Source organism: Gillisella vitis, from assembly GCF_001541345.2.
Classification (GTDB): domain Bacteria; phylum Pseudomonadota; class Alphaproteobacteria; order Rhizobiales; family Rhizobiaceae; genus Allorhizobium; species Allorhizobium vitis.
The window spans coordinates 34,294-53,213 of sequence record NZ_LMVL02000004.1 but is presented as its reverse complement, the minus strand read 5'-3'; the positions used below and the strand labels follow the sequence as shown (position 1 = coordinate 53,213).

The 18,920-nt window shown below is 53.6% G+C and carries 16 protein-coding genes and 1 pseudogene; 6 read left to right on the top strand and 11 right to left on the bottom strand.

The window, feature by feature from the left end; translation table 11 throughout:
• Positions 1-41: 41 nt before the first annotated feature.
• A complete protein-coding gene (locus tag ASB66_RS14995; RefSeq protein WP_060718092.1) occupies positions 42-317 on the bottom strand; it encodes a hypothetical protein in 276 nt (91 codons plus the stop codon).
• Positions 318-1,209: 892 nt separating this feature from the next.
• Between ASB66_RS14995 and ASB66_RS14990 the strand changes: the two genes are divergently transcribed.
• The gene (locus tag ASB66_RS14990) at positions 1,210-1,773 is read left to right on the top strand and encodes a hypothetical protein (RefSeq protein WP_147274046.1); all 564 of its coding nucleotides are present in this window, start codon (positions 1,210-1,212) and stop codon (positions 1,771-1,773) included.
• Positions 1,770-2,282, top strand: a complete 513-nt coding sequence (locus tag ASB66_RS14985) for a hypothetical protein (RefSeq protein ID WP_060718090.1) — start codon at positions 1,770-1,772, stop codon at positions 2,280-2,282. The genes ASB66_RS14990 and ASB66_RS14985 overlap by 4 nt, the downstream gene beginning before the upstream one ends.
• A gap of 109 nt (positions 2,283-2,391) precedes the next feature.
• Here ASB66_RS14985 and ASB66_RS14980 read toward each other — a convergent pair whose 3' ends face one another.
• Complete coding sequence (locus ASB66_RS14980; protein WP_060718089.1) at positions 2,392-4,683, bottom strand: hypothetical protein; 2,292 nt, start codon at positions 4,681-4,683, stop codon at positions 2,392-2,394.
• Entirely contained in the window at positions 4,680-4,847 is a 168-nt protein-coding gene (locus ASB66_RS26250; protein ID WP_156545256.1) for a hypothetical protein, read from the bottom strand. The genes ASB66_RS14980 and ASB66_RS26250 overlap by 4 nt, the downstream gene beginning before the upstream one ends.
• 142 nt (positions 4,848-4,989) lie before the next feature.
• Here ASB66_RS26250 and ASB66_RS27140 point away from each other — a divergent pair, with 142 nt between their 5' ends.
• A complete protein-coding gene (locus tag ASB66_RS27140; protein ID WP_060718088.1) occupies positions 4,990-5,481 on the top strand; it encodes a helix-turn-helix domain-containing protein in 492 nt (163 codons plus the stop codon).
• A gap of 82 nt (positions 5,482-5,563) precedes the next feature.
• Here the strand turns inward: ASB66_RS27140 and ASB66_RS27135 are convergent, their stop codons facing one another.
• From ASB66_RS27135 to tssI, 6 genes are all read right to left on the bottom strand, one after another.
• A complete protein-coding gene (locus ASB66_RS27135; protein ID WP_081089039.1) occupies positions 5,564-5,830 on the bottom strand; it encodes a helix-turn-helix domain-containing protein in 267 nt (88 codons plus the stop codon).
• Positions 5,831-5,874: 44 nt separating this feature from the next.
• Positions 5,875-6,300 (bottom strand): DUF4150 domain-containing protein, encoded by a 426-nt coding sequence (locus ASB66_RS14965; protein ID WP_060718087.1) that lies wholly within the window; start codon positions 6,298-6,300, stop codon positions 5,875-5,877.
• A gap of 75 nt (positions 6,301-6,375) precedes the next feature.
• Complete coding sequence (locus ASB66_RS14960; protein ID WP_060718086.1) at positions 6,376-7,425, bottom strand: DUF2169 family type VI secretion system accessory protein; 1,050 nt, start codon at positions 7,423-7,425, stop codon at positions 6,376-6,378.
• On the bottom strand, positions 7,425-8,885 hold the full coding sequence (locus tag ASB66_RS14955; RefSeq protein ID WP_060718085.1) for a Tle-like phospholipase domain-containing protein: 1,461 nt from the start codon (positions 8,883-8,885) through the stop codon (positions 7,425-7,427). Before ASB66_RS14955 ends, ASB66_RS14960 begins: the two co-directional genes overlap by 1 nt.
• Positions 8,886-8,907: 22 nt before the next feature.
• Positions 8,908-9,684, bottom strand: a complete 777-nt coding sequence (locus ASB66_RS14950) for a hypothetical protein (protein ID WP_147274045.1) — start codon at positions 9,682-9,684, stop codon at positions 8,908-8,910.
• Between the two features lie 100 nt (positions 9,685-9,784).
• Entirely contained in the window at positions 9,785-11,869 is a 2,085-nt protein-coding gene (gene tssI / locus ASB66_RS14945; RefSeq protein ID WP_060718083.1) for a type VI secretion system tip protein TssI/VgrG, read from the bottom strand.
• Positions 11,870-12,348: 479 nt separating this feature from the next.
• Here tssI and ASB66_RS14940 point away from each other — a divergent pair.
• A pseudogene (locus ASB66_RS14940) lies at positions 12,349-13,476 on the top strand (IS3 family transposase).
• A 576-nt stretch (positions 13,477-14,052) separates the two neighbouring features.
• Here the strand turns inward: ASB66_RS14940 and ASB66_RS14935 are convergent.
• Both ASB66_RS14935 and ASB66_RS14930 read right to left on the bottom strand, forming a co-directional pair.
• Entirely contained in the window at positions 14,053-14,613 is a 561-nt protein-coding gene (locus ASB66_RS14935; RefSeq protein WP_060718081.1) for a GNAT family N-acetyltransferase, read from the bottom strand.
• 22 nt (positions 14,614-14,635) lie between these two features.
• Entirely contained in the window at positions 14,636-16,993 is a 2,358-nt protein-coding gene (locus ASB66_RS14930; RefSeq protein WP_060718080.1) for an Orn/Lys/Arg family decarboxylase, read from the bottom strand.
• A gap of 345 nt (positions 16,994-17,338) precedes the next feature.
• Here ASB66_RS14930 and ASB66_RS14925 point away from each other — a divergent pair, with 345 nt between their 5' ends.
• Positions 17,339-18,319, top strand: coding sequence for a 3'-5' exonuclease (locus tag ASB66_RS14925; protein ID WP_060718079.1), 981 nt, complete (start codon positions 17,339-17,341; stop codon positions 18,317-18,319).
• 164 nt (positions 18,320-18,483) lie between these two features.
• Positions 18,484-18,630: a DUF1127 domain-containing protein gene (locus ASB66_RS14920; protein WP_070149052.1), complete on the top strand. Its 147-nt coding sequence runs from the start codon at positions 18,484-18,486 to the stop codon at positions 18,628-18,630.
• Positions 18,631-18,920: the final 290 nt, after the last annotated feature.

The window sequence follows — 18,920 nt, the reverse complement described above, 5'->3', positions numbered from 1 at the left end:
AGCGTGAAAACGGCGACCATCTCTGAGTGCTATTTCTGGGGTCATCCATCGCCTTTTAGACTAGGAAATATCGACCGAAGTTCATCGTGCAGGGCCGTCAGCAAGGCGGTGGTCTCCAGGTTGGAAAATGCCTCCGTGCTGGCAAAATGACAGAGTAGAGTCCGTTTGGCTTGCGGCTTAGCCTGCCGTATATTTTCTTTGCGAAATCTTTTCTTACCGGTTCTCGTCGGTGTTGAATCCCGGGCTATTGCCATATCGAGCCCAGCCGAATTGTTGCCGTCGCCACCAGCGTGGCGGTTATTTTGGTATTTTCTCATCTCAATGCTCCATCCTACCTACAGGCTACAAAGGGTAATGTGAGGCACTTTCAATTATTTGCGGTACATATCTGCATTCAATTGCGGGATGAAGGCTGTAATACTGTGCTTGTTTTGTAAATACCGTCGAGACCCATGTTTAGTTTTGATGCGAATCTTTAATGTCAACATTTCTGAATTAAATGTCGTATTTTTTATTTTTCTAGTATTATATTTTCAATGAACTTCTTCTTCAGAAGGAGTTGTTTAATACTTGATTTTCAACCTAATTCGTTGCCCGCTCCAAAACTCCTTGTGCTTTTCCGCGATCACATTTTCGTGAACGCAAGCAAGTCGTCTTTCATACAGGCTCTTGTGTGGTTCGGGCGCGGTGCAAACTGGTCGACATCGCGTCCGCTTCCTCGGCACAATGGCGCGGATCGGCGAATTCTATCGAATCTGACCCTACTCCCCACGGCTTGCCCAATTTCGAGGTCGTTCCAGCGGTTTCTGGCTGCTGTATTTGGAGTAGTAGCGGCGAGTCGCGGCGCGGAGCCATTTCGCCTGCGCAGCACCGCATCCCGTCGCAGGTCGACAGTCTGAGCTGAACATGCAGGTGTCGCCCCGCCGAGGCTCTAGAGTGGTTGGGGATGGTTGCAACCGTTGCGCCAGGTTGAAAGCGTTGATTGAGCTGTCTGCGCCGCTATGGTCGCTCTGCCACAGTGCGGGGCTGGGCCTGATTGGCATTTCTCATCCGTGACGGGAAGGCGAGAAACTTTTTGCCCTGTACTCTGACCGACGCAGAACAGCGGACATCGCCGTTCGACATTGCAGGCGTTCACGTTTCCGCATTGGCCGTTGCTCTTAATATGGCTATCTGTAGGATTGCCGTTGGTTTTGGGGGGCAAACATCGTGCGGTTACTATGCGTATTCTTTACAGCTGTCATGTTGATTGGTCATTCTGTTGATGCAGGAGCAGAAAACCCAACTCGTGAGAAATGTACCTGTAATCTTGATCCCGACGATCCACCTGCTGATGGTGCGTGGGTGAAAAACGCGACTGCTTGCTGGTCTACTGAGGTCAAGGACTTGAATTGGTGCGACATCGTCGTCGAAAGCTTACAGGGCTCTCAGGCCACGCAGACCACATCAATGGAACTTTTCGGGAATGCCTCCAACCCACCCGTGTTGGTAGATGTATTACACAGTAGGTTCGACAAATTCCTCCAAGTATCGGCCGTCGAGGGCGGCCCCGTCGACCTGAAACAAATAGCAGACATTGTGACCAGTCGATTGAAGGAGAATGCCGCGCTCATTGCCAATTGCGTGACTGCACTCGCCGACCGTAAGCGCGGGTTCGTGCAGGACGGCGATGGCGGTGTCGTTTGTCGTGTAAGTGAGGTTAGCGGATGGCTGAGGTTGGAAATCCCCGTTGAGGGGGCCCGTATTGTCTACATGGTTGCCCCAGCGGCATGAGAAGGACAACAGTTGCCGCGCTAGTGTTTATCGGCACTATTATTTTTTCCGAAGTTGTCGGATTTGGCGTCAGTACGCTCATCATGCGGGCGGTACGTGCATTTGGCGGGCCGCCCGCCGTAAAAATCGACCTGCAGTCAAAACTTGGATGCCCGAGTGGAAGCCTCGCCGACCTCAAGAGAAGGTTTTCTGATGACACTCTTAAGCTTGAGCGTGGCGCGGATTCATTGTTTATCTGCTCAGACAACTCGATCAACACGACGGTCGAAGATGCTCCGCGAGTGCTGGCACGGGAATTCCCCGGTTGCCTTAATTACATTACCGGCTCTCTCAGGATGCTTCGAGAAAGCGATGCGATTTGTGCCTTGCCGGATAACCGAGGTTACATCTGCGACGGCGTAAAAGGGACAGAGGGCCAAGGAATCGATGCCCTTGGCACTCAATCGAGCGTCGTCAGCCTTTGCACGCCTGAAACCCTCACAAAATTCGGCTTTGCGCTGGGCTTTTGATGCCTACGATCTCGCTTACCAATGTTGCGGGGGTGGTCTCAGTTGCGCAGAAATCGCAGTGACCGCAATCTCGGTAGTCGCCGGGGCAGTCAAAGGGTGTAACAGCGTATCAAGGCGCTTTTCTTCTGCGTGATTTACGAACTGGAATCGATCTCAGGGTCAGATCAATCCCAACTACCTTAACAGCTTCGATATCCAGGCGACTGGCTATCAATCCCTGCGCATACGCCTGCAGCGCCGCGCAAAGCTCGCTGAAATCCAGATTATCCCCACTAACTGGATGGCTCCATGAAGATTGTTCTCCATTACGCAACAATAAAAAAATGCCGTTCGATGATCGTTTGTCACGAAGGTAATCGTTGCACAGCTGGTTTTCCACGCGTTCAAACAGCTTGGGGCCAGACCAGCGGTCGGCAATTTTAACTTCGGTTGGCACAGGGCCATCAAAGCCGGTTGTCAAGAAACGAAGGTCCGGCCTCTTCGCATCAGCTAGTTCGTCCTCTTGTGGGACCACATAGCGGCTTTTGGCGCGGTCTCGAAGCCATCCACCTACAAAGTTGCGCAGTTGCGTTTCCTTGGTCGCGTTCACCAATATGTCGGCTATGCTTGTGTCACCATTTTCAAGGTCGTCCTTGAGATCAACAAGGCGCGAGCACGCGAGGTCGAATAATTGTCGGTGATCGGAAGGCAGGACTTCGGCTTCGCGCGAAAAATCTTTCACATCATTTGGCTGCCATGCGGACAAATCTGAGTCCTGGATAGCTCGTCCTACGGCATGGGTCATCATCCAAGCCCGAGTCTCGATTTCTGGATAGTTCTCCGCGATTTCTTTGAGTGCAAGGTAGGTCTCCTTACCTGGAATCTCACTCAGCAACTTGAAAACGGTATTCCTCGCGTCTTGGGCGTCGTCTCGGAGGCCTGGAGAATATACGCCTTTCCCTGCGCGCTCGATGTCATCCTTCCGTTTGATGTTCTCATGCAGGACAAAATAGAGCTGTCGCAAGTGCTGAGCATTTTTGTAATTTTCCCGAAACTTACCACCAGACCGTCTGCCACCCAAAAGCTGCACGGCAAAATTCATACAAAACTCCGTTCGCAATTCCTCATCGTCGAGATCGCGAAGGACGCCGTGAAGTCGCTCAATGCCTTGGTCAGGATTAACCGAGACCAAGAGCGCAACAAGGAAGGATTTGGTTTTGAAATCTGACGTCTTCTCCATCACGTCGGAAGCAAATATAGATATTTCGTTGTCCGTGATCATCTCATCACGAACAACAATAAGAAGAGCATTTTCTAGGCTACGGTAGTTCTTAGGCAGTCGACGTTGAAGTATGTCGATAATCGTCCGAGGGAGGCCGATTTGAAGGTCATGGCCATGCCATAGCAAATCCGACAACAGGTAATTGGGGTCTACCTCGTTGCTAGATGTAGTAATTTCCCATTCGATCTCCCCTGCAAATCGGTCATGAACGATCTCAGGAAACGCTTTGCTCAAACTCACCAGCCATGCCGGAAATCCATTCATTTCCCACAATGCGTACCGCACTGCTCGGTCTGCTTCCGCTTTCGTCAGCCCGGACGGCCAATCGATGGTTTCGCTGCTTTCAATGGCGATTCCACTGAGCCCCAGCACGATGGCATGCGGAACGCTGTTCGGATTTTCCAAGCCCTCAGACCGAAGTGTCGGCTGATACTCGCGCCAATAAGCCACCATGCTATCTCGAAACGATTGGGCTACAGCAGAACCGTAGGTCACTTCCAGGTCACGCCAATTGGAATAGGCCCATTTGTTCCTGTCCGGCGCAGACTTGCGCATTTCTGAATGAAGGTTCACCTGGCAACGCCAAACCGACCCTTTCGCCGCTTCTCGATTGTCTAGCATCTGGGTGTGGTTCTCGATGAGCCACTGCCGATTTTGCTCGTAGATTTCCGCATCCCTCTTTTCTCGGTCGCGGCGTCGGCGCTTGTATTCACTCTCCTGCTTTTTCCATTTCCGCTCCGCCTCGGAAAGTTTGGGAGGCCGAAGGCGTTCCTTCATCACAGCTTCCAGCTCCGAATATCCTTTGACCTTTCGGCGAAGGGCTCTCAATTCTACGGCTGGCCTTCCTGCCTGCACATAAAGGTGTAAGGCCATGGTCAATGCGACGAGCTTGTCATCCTGATCTTCACGCTCTTCTATCTGCTCGATGAAATATGGGAGGTCTTCAGCTCTGAATTCCCAGTAGTCCCTGAAAATCCGGGCATGCCACCAATCGGTCAGTCGCTCACCATTTTCAGCTAGTTTAAGCTTTCGGGCAGGACCGACGGAACTCAATTCATCTAGCGCGAAGGCCAGGTCTCGCAGCTTGTTGGCGAGATCAGTCAATTCGGTTTGAGTAGCCGCGTTGTCAGGTGGTGTCATTGCATTTCTCCCCCAGAAAGCGACAGCCGGGAAATTCTAGGTCGAACCTGGTCTATAGAGTCAGCCCAGTGGAACGCGAAAGCCAAATCAGATTGCTTGCTTTCACCATCCAGCGGAGCCTTCGAAGGAGTTCTGCGTTCAAACTTGAAAAGAATTTCGGTCATCGAATGTCCTCATGATTCGCTTGCCACGCGACCAAGAACACCGATTCAGGATCGAAATGCAAAGAAAAAGATCGAAAACTCACATGAAGGATCGAAAAACAGTCTATGTTGACATTTCAGCCTCCAGCGATTTTCTGAAGGAATGCAATCACTTCCGGCCCTTTTGCGAGCTGCTCGCTTTCTGCTTGGTTACAGCCAAAGCCACGTGGAGACGTCGTGCAAGCTAACTGGCCGATTTCTGATCACTTTGGAGAACGGTACGCGGCAACGCCTGCCAGGCGCGGCTTTGGCAGTGAAAGACTTTTACGAATTGCACGGAGTTGAATTTGTTGATCCGAGAGACGGACACGGTGCTGGAATTCGATGGAGGTCATCAGTCACGACAGACCCGTTTGAAGGGCAAGCCTTTCGCGCTGCGCGGGGGTTGGCCGACCTTTCCCAAGACAAATTGGCCGAGCAAGCTCAGGTCGGCCGAAAATTTATCGCGTTACTTGAACGGGGAGAATTGAAATCGATAAACTTGGAGACTTTGAAAAAAATCGAGCTTTGTCTTCGCGATCTAAATATCGAAGTCACGAGGGCAACGTCGTCTCACGGAGCAGGGACGCGCTGGATCAATAACCCGCTTCCGTAGCAGCTAAGTTACAGACAGACACAAGATTAAAGGCCTCAATGCTGTATTTAGGCTCCAATAGCAGAAGCCACCGACATCATCACTACGATCCTCCGCCCGTTCTGATGTACCGTTTCACGGTCGATAAAGACACATCTAGGGCCTCAGCTATCGACGCATGTGTGTGCCCGGCAGCCTTGAGCGCAACTGCTTTTCGTATTCGTGTGTCTTCGCTAAGTGATTGTTTATCAAAAGAAAAACTCCAGAATTGCTCGGGGTTCGCTTTTATGTCATTCTCGGTGCGCCAAAAAATCTCATTTTGAACGATTGTTCCGGAAATTTTACCGAAACAGCAAGTAGGAGTCAGCATTATCCGCTGAAGTTGAGATGGTTACTTTCAACTGGGCCTTCGTATCAGCCATCTCTCCCACGACCGTCCGTATCAACAAACATCAGCTTACCCAGGGTATTTGACGATCCATCCGGCCCCGAACAGTTCATCTCATAAAGACAATTGTCTTGAATCACCTGATGTCCGTTGACGAAAAAGCTTGTTTTGTTCGATTGCGGCCGGCACCAACCAGTATTGACGCCAGATTGAACACCGCCGCTCGTTCCGGCCTCGTTCCCTGTGACTGTTGAGGTTCTGCTGTTCATCGTAAAGGCTTCATCGCCGCCGAAAGAGACATTTTTGACGGTCCGCTCACTCGCTTCCAGCTTCGATAGGATCATATAAGGAACCGCCACATCCTTTGATCCACGCGGCGTCAGGCACACATCTGGAGAAAGGCAGACAATCGCGTTATTTTTATCCGTGTAACGGGCAGCACTGTGGCTCATGGTCGCTACTCCTTCAAAATTTTATCTTCACACACTTGCTGACGAGCAATTGTATCCACGATGTTTCGGGAACGGTTATGGCCTGCGTGCGAACAGTTCAATATCCCTGATGTCATCCGGTTCAGCCAATGTCAGACGCCAGGTCATACTAAGGGTATGTCGTTCCTGCACGCCGTCAGCGATATCGCAGTGAACCGTATCCAGATTCAACATGTGCTCGGTAATATCCTGAAGGCCTTCGCGTCTAATCTTGATGCCAAGTGCCATTCCCGGTAGCTGAAACACATAAGGCCTTGCATCATGCCGAAACCCTGTGAGCCTGATGGTTTCATCGCCAATCAGATAAGGGGCTGCCTGCATCGGCAGCGGTGCTGCATTCCAATAGGCGAAATCATAATCGAGAGGCATGCGCGGATGGCGCTCTCGAGCCCAGGCATCATCGAATGTGCCGGCGAGAGATAGCCGCGGCAACCAGGATTTTTGAATTGGCCCACAACCGCAGACCGTCATAGATTCAGTTGGGCGCTCAGCGGCAAATTCGCCGACAAGCGCAATCTGCGGGGCGGCAACCTCCCGGTTCATCTCCAGTAGATAATCGGAAACCAGGCCGCGTCCTATGGGATTATAAGCGTGCGTAGTATGCTCTTCATCCGACATAGGTGCGACGCCACCATAAGCTCGTTCATAGGTCAAAGGTATGGACGTTGTCGGCTTTACCGGCGAGAGTTGCCACTTTCGCTTCGCCGCTCGAATCTGCGGTTCCCAAAACCGCTCCCCAAAAACGTGGAAGCCGTGGGACAACCGTCCATCGACAGCAATCGACACGGGCCAACTATCGATTTCCTTCTCTTCAGGCGAGCGAGCAACGGCATTGAATGTCAGGTCTGTCCTAGGCTTGAATGGAGCCAGATCGCTCTCCTGCCGAAGCGCTGAACGGTTCACCTCTCCATGAAACAAATCGCTGAGCAGAATGTCGGGTTGAGGAGACAGTAGGTTTTCTGCGATGCCGCCATCTGAAATGCGCAACCCAGCCTTTACAATCAGAACGGCCATTTCGCGATCATCGCGGCCCCAATGGCGAAAATAGAGATGCTGGAAAGGGAGTTTTGTTTTGAGATGCATCATCAAGGCTTACCGAATGTCTTGTCATATGTCGCGATCACATAATCCATTCCGTGATAGCTTGCAGAAGCCTCGAAGATCTTCATCAAAGCATCGATCTCGGGTTGGAGATCAGCTACGTAACGCTTTCCCATTTCGACATATAAGCTATCAATTCTATAAACGCCCAAGCCCATCCATGAATTTTCTGTGAGTGTCTTGTCGGCACCTGAACGGTAGGTTTCATTCAAATATTTTGCAGCTTCCGTAGCAAAAAGAGATACAGAGGGAGATGCATTCAGCATCGTGTCAAGCTTGTTTATTGCTGGAAACCCTCCTTTCTTTGGGAACGGAACCAGTGTCTGCTGATTGATTGGAAACAAAACAGGCAGATGGCTACCCTTCGGTGGGACCGACCAAGTTTCATCGTATTTCCCTGGACTTGTTCCGGGCATTTGCATCATGATTCCAAGATGATCGGGCATGCCGTCCTGTTTGATCGTGCGTTTAGCAAGACGAAAAACTGAACCAATCACGGGAAGCAGGTTGCGGTGGCTCTGAACCGTTGTCAGAAATTCATCCTTAACGGAGAAAACATTAATCTTGCCATCTGCTGCCGTTGCCGGTCTGATCGTATTAGGGTGAACCCCAGATGGGTTGAAAACAATGGCATGAATATAAATACTAGGAAACAAACGGTTTAATACACAGCAAACTGCGCTAGCCAATCCACCACCCAAAGAATGTCCTGTAATTTCTAGTCTTTTGTCGTTGGAAGGACGTATTTTTTCGACTATTTGCCTTGTGCCATATGTAGTTGCATTTCTGTATTGAGCACTTCCCTTTCCTAATCCTTGTTGAATGTTATTTGACCAATCACCATTTTCTTTTGAGAAAATCTCCAGGCTCACAGAACAAGGAAGACTCAAATAACTTCCGCTTGTTGCACCTTCGACGACAGGCCAACCATCCTCTGTATATATAAGTGTTGACTTCCAACCAAGGGCAACGAGCTGTTCCTTTGTCGTGTTGCTGTCGATTGTCTTGTCCAAAATGGTGGGTTTGTTATAAAAGGTATGGCCTAACACCTTAACAGTCGGAACAACGGCGAGGTTACGCATATCATCGAAATCTGTCCCACGAAAAACGAGACACGGAGGGCAGACATCGGTCTTCGAGTTAGGATCATACCCCTTGACCTTGAAGAGACGGGCAACAAGGCCAGACGCGCCTTGCTGAACCAATTCATCCCATTTCTCCCAGTAGCGTTCAACTTCAGCTATCTTTTCGGGAAACTGTGTGTGGAAGCCTCCCGCAGGTGCCGGATCTTTATAGATGTATTTTGCGAGATAGCAGGCATGGCGCCAGCAAGTTTTCCATTTTGCATCACCACGCACCTCTGTTGCGTTGCTAGAATTTTCTGCAATTTTAGGTGCCGTAACAGTTATCGTTTCCAGCACAGTCGCGCCGTTTTCTAACGCCATCGTCGCTCATCCCCTAAGCGTTTCAACGTGACTGCTTGACTTTTTCCCAAGGAATTGAGCCTTGGAATAGCAGATTAGTAGCATCGTCAGGCGGATAGTTGGGATTACGTTTAAGGACACGAAGCGCAATTTCTTGATTGGCTTTACTGATCTCATCACCACGTTGCTCATAGGCTGATAAGAACTTCATGAATTCTTGAAGTTTCTCGAGAGGGACGTTATCGAAATACCCTCTGTCAATTAATTTCTCGAGCTCAGCTTGAGAAACGGCATCCGCGGCGAGACGAACCATTGCACTGTCGTTTCGAACATCCGCAGCCCAAGGGTCGGCCTTAGCATCTAGAAGTATTTCCATTCCCGCGTAATTTTGGATCAAGGCGACATCCGAAATAAGAGGTACTCGGTTTGCGTCTTGAGTTCGATGGTTAGGGTCTCCTCCATGTTTCAAATAAAGTTTGATCAACTGATTGATGAAGGGAAAGCCGAGATTTGGATCAGTTGGGTGCCCGGGCAGCGTCAAATAATAAGCGAAGTCCCTTGTCGAGCCTTGCGATGGCCGATCGATCATATATGGATCAGCGCCTGCCCCTAGCAGCGTATCGATCGCCTCGATATTGCGCGATCCCACTGCGAGGAACAGCAGAGTGATTTCGTCACCGTATCGCGTATTGACCCCACCTGGTACGTCCTTCACCTCACTTTCGGTGATAGACTGTCCTCGTTCAATTTTCTGCGCGAGATGATAAGCAGCGCTGTTGTAGGGCTTGAACAGCCGGTCCGCCTGGTAGGTAGGCTCCATAAAATACTCCGATATTGCACGATAGGCCCACCCGCCAACGGCAACAATGCAAACGGCGAGGATGAGAAATATAACTTGCCTGCGTCGCATGGGCAGAAACTCAATTAACTTTAACAATATCTGAGACCATGCTGATCAAATCACTGACGCTGTGATTCAACTGCTTTCCGTTTATTTGAATAGATCCATCTGAGTTCAGCAGGATAACACTTTGACCGCATTTGATGACGATGCGCTTTCCGGCTGTAATGATGAATTCATCCCCAACATCGACATAATAGTTCTCGTGAACACTAACGCTTTTGCTTTTTTGAATTAGCTGTGAGTGATTATTGCCGATACTCTCAATTTTATTTTTCTCGACGCTGATCTGCATCGTACCCGCCCCCTTGGCGGCTTGGCCATCTTTGCCAAGGCCGTAGGCGACGCCGCCAATGCCCTCTTTGAGGTCTGATGCGTTTTGCGGGGTGAACTTTCCTTTTTGGGTCGGGCCAACAGAAATTTCCATATCACCGCCGACCACCTCATAGTGGTTGTTGGTGACCTCAATGGCCTTGTTATGTCCCACGCTCTCCACTTTATTAGTGTTGATGCGCTTCGAATAATTGTTCTCGACCTTTATATTTTGGTCCTTTTGCGCATGGACATATACCTCCTCGCGGTCTTTCTCGTCCTCGAAGGTCAGTTCGTTGTAGCCTTTGCCCTTATGCGTGTTCGTCCGAAACACGCTCTTCGTCTTATTCGTTGGCAGATCATAAGGCACAGCGTTTTTGGGGTTGGGCACGACGCCGGTCACCAGCGGCCGATCCGGGTCGCCGTCGATAAAGGCGACCATCACCTCCATGCCGATGCGCGGGATGATCTGGCCACCCCATTGCCCGCCAGCCCAGTTCTGGGCAACCCGCACCCAGCAGGTATCACTGCCGTCCTTCTGCGCCTTGCGATCCCAGGGATACCAGAGCTTGATGCGTCCATACTTGTCGGTGTGGATTTCTTCACCCGATGGCCCGGCAACAATCGCCACCTGCGCACCCTCGATGCGCGGGCGCTTGGTCTCGCGGTGCGGCGTTAGCGGAACGCGTGATGGGATCGCCTCAAACGCGTTGGAATATTCCATCTCGTTGCTGGCCGTCTCATAGGAGCGGTCCACCACCCGATGCATGATGCGGCTAATCACATGCTCTTCGTATTTATGCTCCGGATGCGGCTCCTCATAGGGCGTGAACCGTCGCCCGGCTTCCAGGAAGCGGACATTGGACTGGTCCGTCACCCGCTCATGATCGGCTTCCGTCGCTTGCGTTCGAAACGTTTCCGCCTGTTCGGCTTCTTTGATATCGGAGATGCGGGCCGGATATTCGTAAAGCTCGCGCTGCTTGGCGCCTGGCATCTGGATCAGTGACGGCGTGACGTTCAGTGGCACAGTGCTCGGCGTCTCAAAATTCCAGTCCGCACCGGCACGCTGGCCAGAGACATAGGAGAATTGCCGCATCCATTCGTTGATATGGTTGCGGTCCGATGAGCCCTGCGCTAATCTGACTTTGTCGACGCCTTCTGCCGCAGCCGATGGCTTGCTCCAGGCCACCTTGCTGTCGCTGACCTTCAGGCGGTGAACGCCGGTCTCATGTTCGAACCAATAGAACAACCCGTCCTGCTCGAAGCGACGCAGCAGGTAATCGAGATCCGTTTCATTCCATTGGACAGAATATTCACGCGATGGCGGTGTTTTGTGCAGAGGGGCAGATGCGGCGGCTGGAATGCCATGCTCGGAAAACAGCGTTTCCATCACCTGCATCGAGGTCATATTCTGCCAGATCCGGCAATCGGAACGGCGCGACAACAGCCACAGTTGCGGACGGATGGTCAGAGTATAGGAGCGAAGCTCACGGGTCACCGGCGGTCCCTCGGACAGATTGGTCACCAGCCCGTTGAACGGCCGGCGTACGCCCTCTCCATCCAATTCGCCCTGACGGATTTCCAGGGAGACATCGACCAGTTTGCCGATCAGCTCTTCAGGCTTGACTGCCTCGCGCTTGGCGCGCACCGACACAGTGATCTCGAACAGCCGATTGACGCCTTCATCCACCATCATGCTTTCCGGCAGCAACTGGTCTTCACCCAAGGGCGACGAGACCTTCAGCACACGGCTCGCTTGAATGAAATCGGTGGATGACAAAACGTCGTCCATGGAAAGCCCCCCATATAACGTCATCAAAAATCGTCAAAACAGCCCAGTGGCGCGAGCCCAATGTTTCAATCACGCCATACATGACGAGAATAGGCCAGCCTTCCAAAAGGTCAATGTCTCGAGAGTGGTTTTTGTTGATGCAGCGCGTATGGGTTGAATATCTACCGATAGGTGTGGGTCAGACTGGAGACCGGATTCCGGATAATTTCCCAAGGATCAATCCGCCTGGCTCGATCTGTCGGCTCCGGAAGTGTTATTAATACGGTTCTCGAAATGGCAAGTGGCGTCGGCTTAGGCGCCCGAGGAGGCAGAGTGGTTTATGTTGCATGTGTCAAATGCGAAGCGCCTGTTCCTGTCTGCGTTATATGCCCGCGGTGCGGTGCAAAGCAGTCGGAACCTGCTCTGATCCCCAAAAACTGGACCAGTTCATAACTGGAGTTTTCCGCGGTAATTTCCCGGCTGGGAAAAGGAGCGGAAGTATGAAGGCATCGAAGTTCTCGGACGCCCAGAAGGCGTTTATTTTGAAGCAGGCCGATGACGGTGTTCCGGTGGCAGAGATCTGCCGGAAGGCGGAGATCAGCCAGGCGACATATTTCAATTGGCGCAAGAAGTACGCGGGTCTGCTGCCCGACGAGATGCGCCGACTAAAGGCTCTGGAGGATGAGAATTCCAGGCTGAAGAAGATCGTCGCCGATCTGACGCTGGACCGCGAGATGTTGCAGGACGTCATCCGCCGAAAGCTCTGAGGCCTGTCCGGCAGCGCAAGCTGATCGACGGGATGCTGGTGGATTGGGGCATATCGATCCGACGGGCCTGCAAGGTCCTGAGGTTCGATACATCGACCTACCACTACAAGTCCCGCCGCACCGGACAGGCCCCACTCGAAAGACGCATCAAGGAGATTTGCGAGACACGTGTGCGGTATGGCTACCGACGTGTCCATGTTCACTTGCGCCGTGATGGATGGAAGATCAACATGAAGAAGACACGCAGGATTTACAGCGAGTTAGGCCTTCAGCTGCGCAACAAGCATCCGAAGCGCCGGGTGAAGGCAAAGCTCAGAGAAGATCGCCAGGAGGCTGTCGGGCCGACCGACGTCTGGGCGATGGACTTCGTTCACGACCAGCTCGCGACAGGCAAGACGCTGCGCATCCTCGCGACAAACGCTTTGCGTTTGCGCTGACGTGGTCGACACGCACTCGCGCTTCTGCCCGGCCGCCGACGCACGCTTCACCTGCAGAGGCGAGGATGTCGTCCAGACACTGGAGGGCATCTGCCGTAAGACCGGCTATCCGAAGACGATCAGGGTGGACAATGGTAGCGAGTTCATCTCCCGAGACCTCGACCTGTGGGCCTATGCCAACAATGTCACTCTGGACTTCTCGCGGCCCGGCAAGCCGACCGATAACGGCTTCATCGAGGCGTTCAACAGCAAGCTCAGATCGGAATGCCTGAACGCCCACTGGTTCCTGACCCTTGCGGATTCGCGCGAAAAGTTGGAGACTTGGCGTCGATACTACAATGAGGAACGCCCTCACTCGGCGATCGGATATAACGTCCCGATCGCTCTGCATAATCCCGGTGGCGCAACCAGCCAGCCATCGTGATCAGAGCCGGAAAACTCTAATTCCCGGCGGTCCAAGGTTTGGTCCCAGAGCACCCTCCTCGACAGTGTCGGAAAATCGGACTGAGCTAAAGCTCTGGGGAAATCTGGCGCAGTTCCAGCGCAGTCTAAAATCGATGCTATAAATACCATATAGTTAGAACGAACATCTTCCAATTCCGAAAGGAAAGGTCGCAGGTTCGAATTCCATCAAGGCGAACGACGTCGATAAGACCTTCGTCAAGGTGTTCTTATCAAGGTGTTTGGAAACCTTGAACCTGCACACTTGAGCTGCAAACGCTGCATCTCTGCTCCTTCAAATAACAGGAAGCCAGGCGGATGATCTGACAAATTGCCCGACCCCGTAAGCCCCGGATCTACTATTGGTCTTCCAACAGGCTGCATGGCGGTGTCGAGCTCCACCAGGCAGCCTGTTGCAGTGGTCGCGCTGCTCTGAGTTTTGTTTACGCATCGGATTTATCCGAAAACCGGTTCCCACTTTTCGGTCCGATGCGCTTTGAATGCGTGCGCAGGTCAGCAGGTCTGTGGTCCTACCACCGCATAAAGCCGCAGTGGAGCGTCAGCGTGTGGATAACGGCGGCGGGGGAGGTGGCGTGGTTGCGCCCGTCCCCAGCGAACGTTGCACCATGACGCTATCGGCCCAGCGGCCGTAGCGGTATGCGACGGCCGGCAACAGGCCGACGCGCACGAAATTGAAACGATCGTGCAGGGCAAGCGAAGCCGCATTGTCGGCGTCGATGTAGCCGATGATTTGCCGGAATCCCGCTGCAGCACAGGCGTCGATCAGACCGCGCAGCAACTGGCTTCCGACCCGCTTGCCGATATGGTCGTGATGCACATAGATCGAGTGTTTGACCGTGTAGCGATAGGCCGGTCGCTTCCGAAACAGAACCACATAGGCGTAGCCCACGACCGTGCCGTCGATGGTTGCGACGAGATGGGGAAAGCGTTTGCTCTTGAGGTTCTTGCGCCGCTCCCGCAGGTCGTCCGGCTCGGGCGTGTCGCCTTCGTCCACGCCCTCATCGAGGCCTCGGCGGATATGCCGGCGATAAATCGCCAGCATCGCCTCCACGTCTGCGTCGCGTGACGGCCGGATGACGATCCGGTTTTCCTGCTCCATCATTTGTTCCGACATGTCCAGGCTACTCCGCAACGACGTAGGTGTAGAGCCGCACGCGCCCGGAGGCATCCGTTTCGCGATAGACGCCCTGGATTTCCACTTCGAACCCGGGGAAGGTGTTGAAGCAGGATTCGAACATCTTGAGATAGTCGATCATTGGCTGCGCCCGATCGGTGAGGCGCTCACCCGGAACGATGGTGGCGATACCAGGCGGATAGACCACGAAAGGTGTCGTCGCGATGCGTCCAGTGATCTCGTCGATCGGCAGGTAATCGACGTCGTTGCGCACCAGGCTGCGTGCCGCGTCATGCGGAGACATGGCCATTGGTGGTAGGTGCGCAGCAGAAAACTGCTTTGCCTGCAACGCGCTGACGTTGGCATCCCGAAAGAAGCGGTGCAGATCGCCGCAGAGATCGCGCAGGCGCACGCCAGCATAGCGGCCCGGGCGCCGACGGTAGAATTCCGGGATCACGTCTTCCAGCAATGCATTGTCGTCATGCAGCTTTTTGAAGGCCACGAGGCCGCTTATCAGGGTGCCGGCCTTGCTTGCCTCGACCCCGGGCGTCAGCAGGAAGAGCAAGGAGTTGAGATCGTTCTTCTCGGCAACAATGCGGTTTTCGCGAAGATATTGCGCTACGATCGGGGCAGGAATGCCATGTTCGGCATAGAGACCGGTCTTGCGGTCGAAGCCTGGCGTCAGCACCGTCAACTTGTTGGGGTCCGTCATGGCGAACCCCTGTTCCATGCCGCTAAAACCATGCCAGGATGCATCGGGGGTGAGGTGCCAGAAAGCCGGGTTTGTCGCCAGCTGGTCGGTGGCAATACTCTCCCATGGCACGTCGTGCGAGGCGCCGGGGCTGGCAACATCAGGGATCAAGACGCGATCCGGCACGAAGGGCTCGAAGAACCAACGGCGCTCTGCACGTGGCTCCTTGTCCTCGAATTCCCTGCGCACGGCGCGCATCTTTTTTCTGAGCTCGATGCCGAGGCGGATCGTATCGTCCCACAGCACCTCGCCGGAACGACCCTTCATCATCTGCGCGCCGACGTCGAGCGAGGCGAAGAGGGGATAAAAGGGCGACGTGGAGGCATGTTGCATGAAGCTTTCATTGAAGCGCCGGTGCTCCACGCGCCGCTTCTGGCCGGTAATATGGCGATCCTTCATATGGATCTGTGACGCCTGCGAAAAGCTGGCGAGCTGCTTGTGCGTGGACTGGGTGGCGATGATGCCGGGAGAGTCAGGACCGAGATCGGCAAGCCCCATGGCGAACCGCCCCGCATAGAGCGGATGAAACTTCATGAACCCGGCCCAGGCCTCGTCGAAGAGGATATAGTCACAGAGATGACCGATCGATTTCAGGATCATCTCGGCATTGTGGATCGTGCCGTCATAGGTGCACTGCTCGACGACGGCAACACGGAATGGCCGCGGTTTCTGCCAGGCGTCAGGATCCTTCACCAGGGGATTGGCGCGAATGCGGGCGCGCAGGGCGGTCTCGTCCAGCGATGCGTAGTCGATCGGACCGATGAGACCATACGCGTTGCGCGTGGTCGGGAGGTAGATGGGAATGCCACCCGATATCATCAGGGCTCCGTGGTGCGCAGCCTTGTGATTGTTGCGGTCGAACAGCACGAGGTCGCCATCTGTGACAAGGGCGGAAAGCGCGACCTTGTTGGAGGTCGATGTTCCGTTCAACACGAAGTAGGTCTTCTCGGCTCCGAAGATCTTTGCCGCTTCCTTCTGTGCCGCAAGCGCCGGTCCCTCATGGGTCAGGAGGTCGCCGAGGTCGAGCACGGAATTGTCGAGGTCGTCGCGGAAGACCGCTTCGCCGAGGTGTTCCATGAACACGCGGCCGATCGGGCTGCGGCTGTAGAAGACGCCGCCATTGTGCCCGGGGCAAGTCCAGAGATGGTTACCTTCCTCTGCGTAATCCACGAGCGCGCCGAAGAACGGCGTTTTCAGCGTTTCGGCATATTGCTTCAGACGGCTAATCAGATTCTTCGCGATGAAGGCGGGCGTTTCCTCCGACAGGAAAACATAACCGTCGATGAAGTCGAGCACCTCGACCGGCACGTCCTCGAAACGCTTTCCACGGATCAGGAGGATGATGGGAAAATCCAGCCCACGGCGGCGCATCAGGTTTATGAGGTGAGAGGTCTTGCCTTCGAGCCCCTTTTTGCCCCAATCGACCATCATACAGCCTATGGCGGCATCGGTCTGAACAACGATCTCTGCGTCGTCCAGATTGCGGGCACGCACCACTTCAAAACCGGAACGCTCGATCTCCTGGATGATCTGTTTGTAACGAACACCCTCCAAGTCCTCGCTGTCGAACGAGGGTGTTGCGAACAAGAAGTTGAAGCGTCTAAAATAATCCATGCCAGCATCCAAAGTTGATCGAGCGAAAGCTGTCGCTTTATTTTATGACGAGGCTGTGACAACGGCGATGCGCACCCATTGGCGTTCGTCCAAAAGGTCAATGGAGAGCAAAAGCCTGAACGCGGGAATGCATGAATAATCTGCCGAGAGGGCTGCTGGATCTCACCAAGACCGGAGACTGATCAGGCCGTCGTAGCAGGGAAGGGAGGACTCTGCCGCGATCGGCATGGAGTTGAACGTTAGGCACTCTTAATTTAACGACCCAAAATGCTCCATTATGATTGAACTGCCGGTCCCACCGTGTTTGAAAGACGGCAACGGGCGGCAGAATGATGGCGACAGACAATGGCAGAACAGTTTGACATGTTTTCGGGAGAGGTTTCGCGCGATCGGCTCGTTGTTCGTGCCAAATCAAAACCCGTGAAGCCGGAGCAACTGGTCGCTTCTATGAGTGAAGAGGAGATGGTTCGCCATCTGTCGGAGACGGGTCGATATCGTATCCTCACAAAACTCGTGCCGCGGGAAGTCGTGCCGTTCCCGCGCCCGGAATTCCCGCTCAAAGGCATCATTCTTGACACCGAGACCACGGGCTTGAATTGGCGCAAGGATCAGATCATCGAGATTGGTTTGATCGCGTTTACCTTCGATGCCACAGGAAACATCGGCGACGTGACCGGGATCTACGGCGGACTTCAGCAGCCAAGCGTGTCCATTCCCGCTGACATCACGAGGCTCACCGGCATCACCGATGAGATGGTCGCCGGTCAATCGATCGACATGGAAGCCGTCCGGGCGCTGATCGAACCTGCCGATTTGGTGATTGCCCACAATGCCGGTTTCGACCGTCCATTCTGCGAGATGTTGTCTCCGATGTTTGCGGGCAAGGCCTGGGCCTGCTCGAATGCTGAGGTCGATTGGTCGTCACGGGGATATGAAGGCACCAAGCTTGGCTATCTGATCGGGCAGGCGGGCTTCTTCCACGAGGGTCACCGCGCCGTCGACGACTGTTTCGCGCTCCTGGAGGTTCTCGCAAGGGACAATGATGGAACGGCCTCCACCGCGTTTGCTGAACTCTATCAAGCAAGCCTAGGATCGCGTGTCCGGATCCTTGCCGAGAATAGCCCTTTTGACATGAAGGACCACCTGAAAGCGAGAGGCTATCGCTGGTCTGACGGAAGCGACGGCCGTCCGAAATCCTGGTGGATCGAAGTCGATGAGCAGGCGCTAGACGAGGAGCTCTCTTACCTCCGTTCCGAAATCTACCGCTATCCGGATGCCGACCCTCCGATCAAGCGGTTGACGGCCTTCGATCGGTTCCGAGGCTGAAGGCTGGTCGCCCACTTGCATTACCCATGCTCTGAGTGCATGGCAGGCGTCATGCCTTGTGTCTTATCGATCGGGTGCCAAGAGCCTATATTCCAATCATTGAAACGACGTTGGAACCGAAGCAAGGTTGCTGGCGTCAAGAGACCTCACGAAAGGGGATCATCATGAACGTAGCACGCTCTTTCAACAATTGGCGCAAGTATCGTCAGACCGTTACCGAACTGGGTCGCATGAGCACACGTGAGCTGCAGGATCTGGGCATCAATCGCGCTGACATCCACAGCGTTGCCCGCCAGTCGGTCGCCCGCTAATACGCTTTCTTCATAACACCCCTAAACCATTTACGCCCGCTGATGACGCGGGCGTTTCTGTGTCTGGAGCACAAGAGGCTGTTTTGCAGGATCTATTTCTTCTAACGCTGAGGAATTGCATTTTTCGCATAGCTGCACTGCAGCAATGTCTGTTTCGTGTGCAGCGGAAACTGGTATCTTAATTTTCATCGAAGCGATGCACCTCCTCCCGCAGAGCTTCGAATTCAGGCGGCCCACTCCTCCTCCCAGGGCACGTCTGTCGGAACAGCAGCATTCCTCCTCCCAGCCGT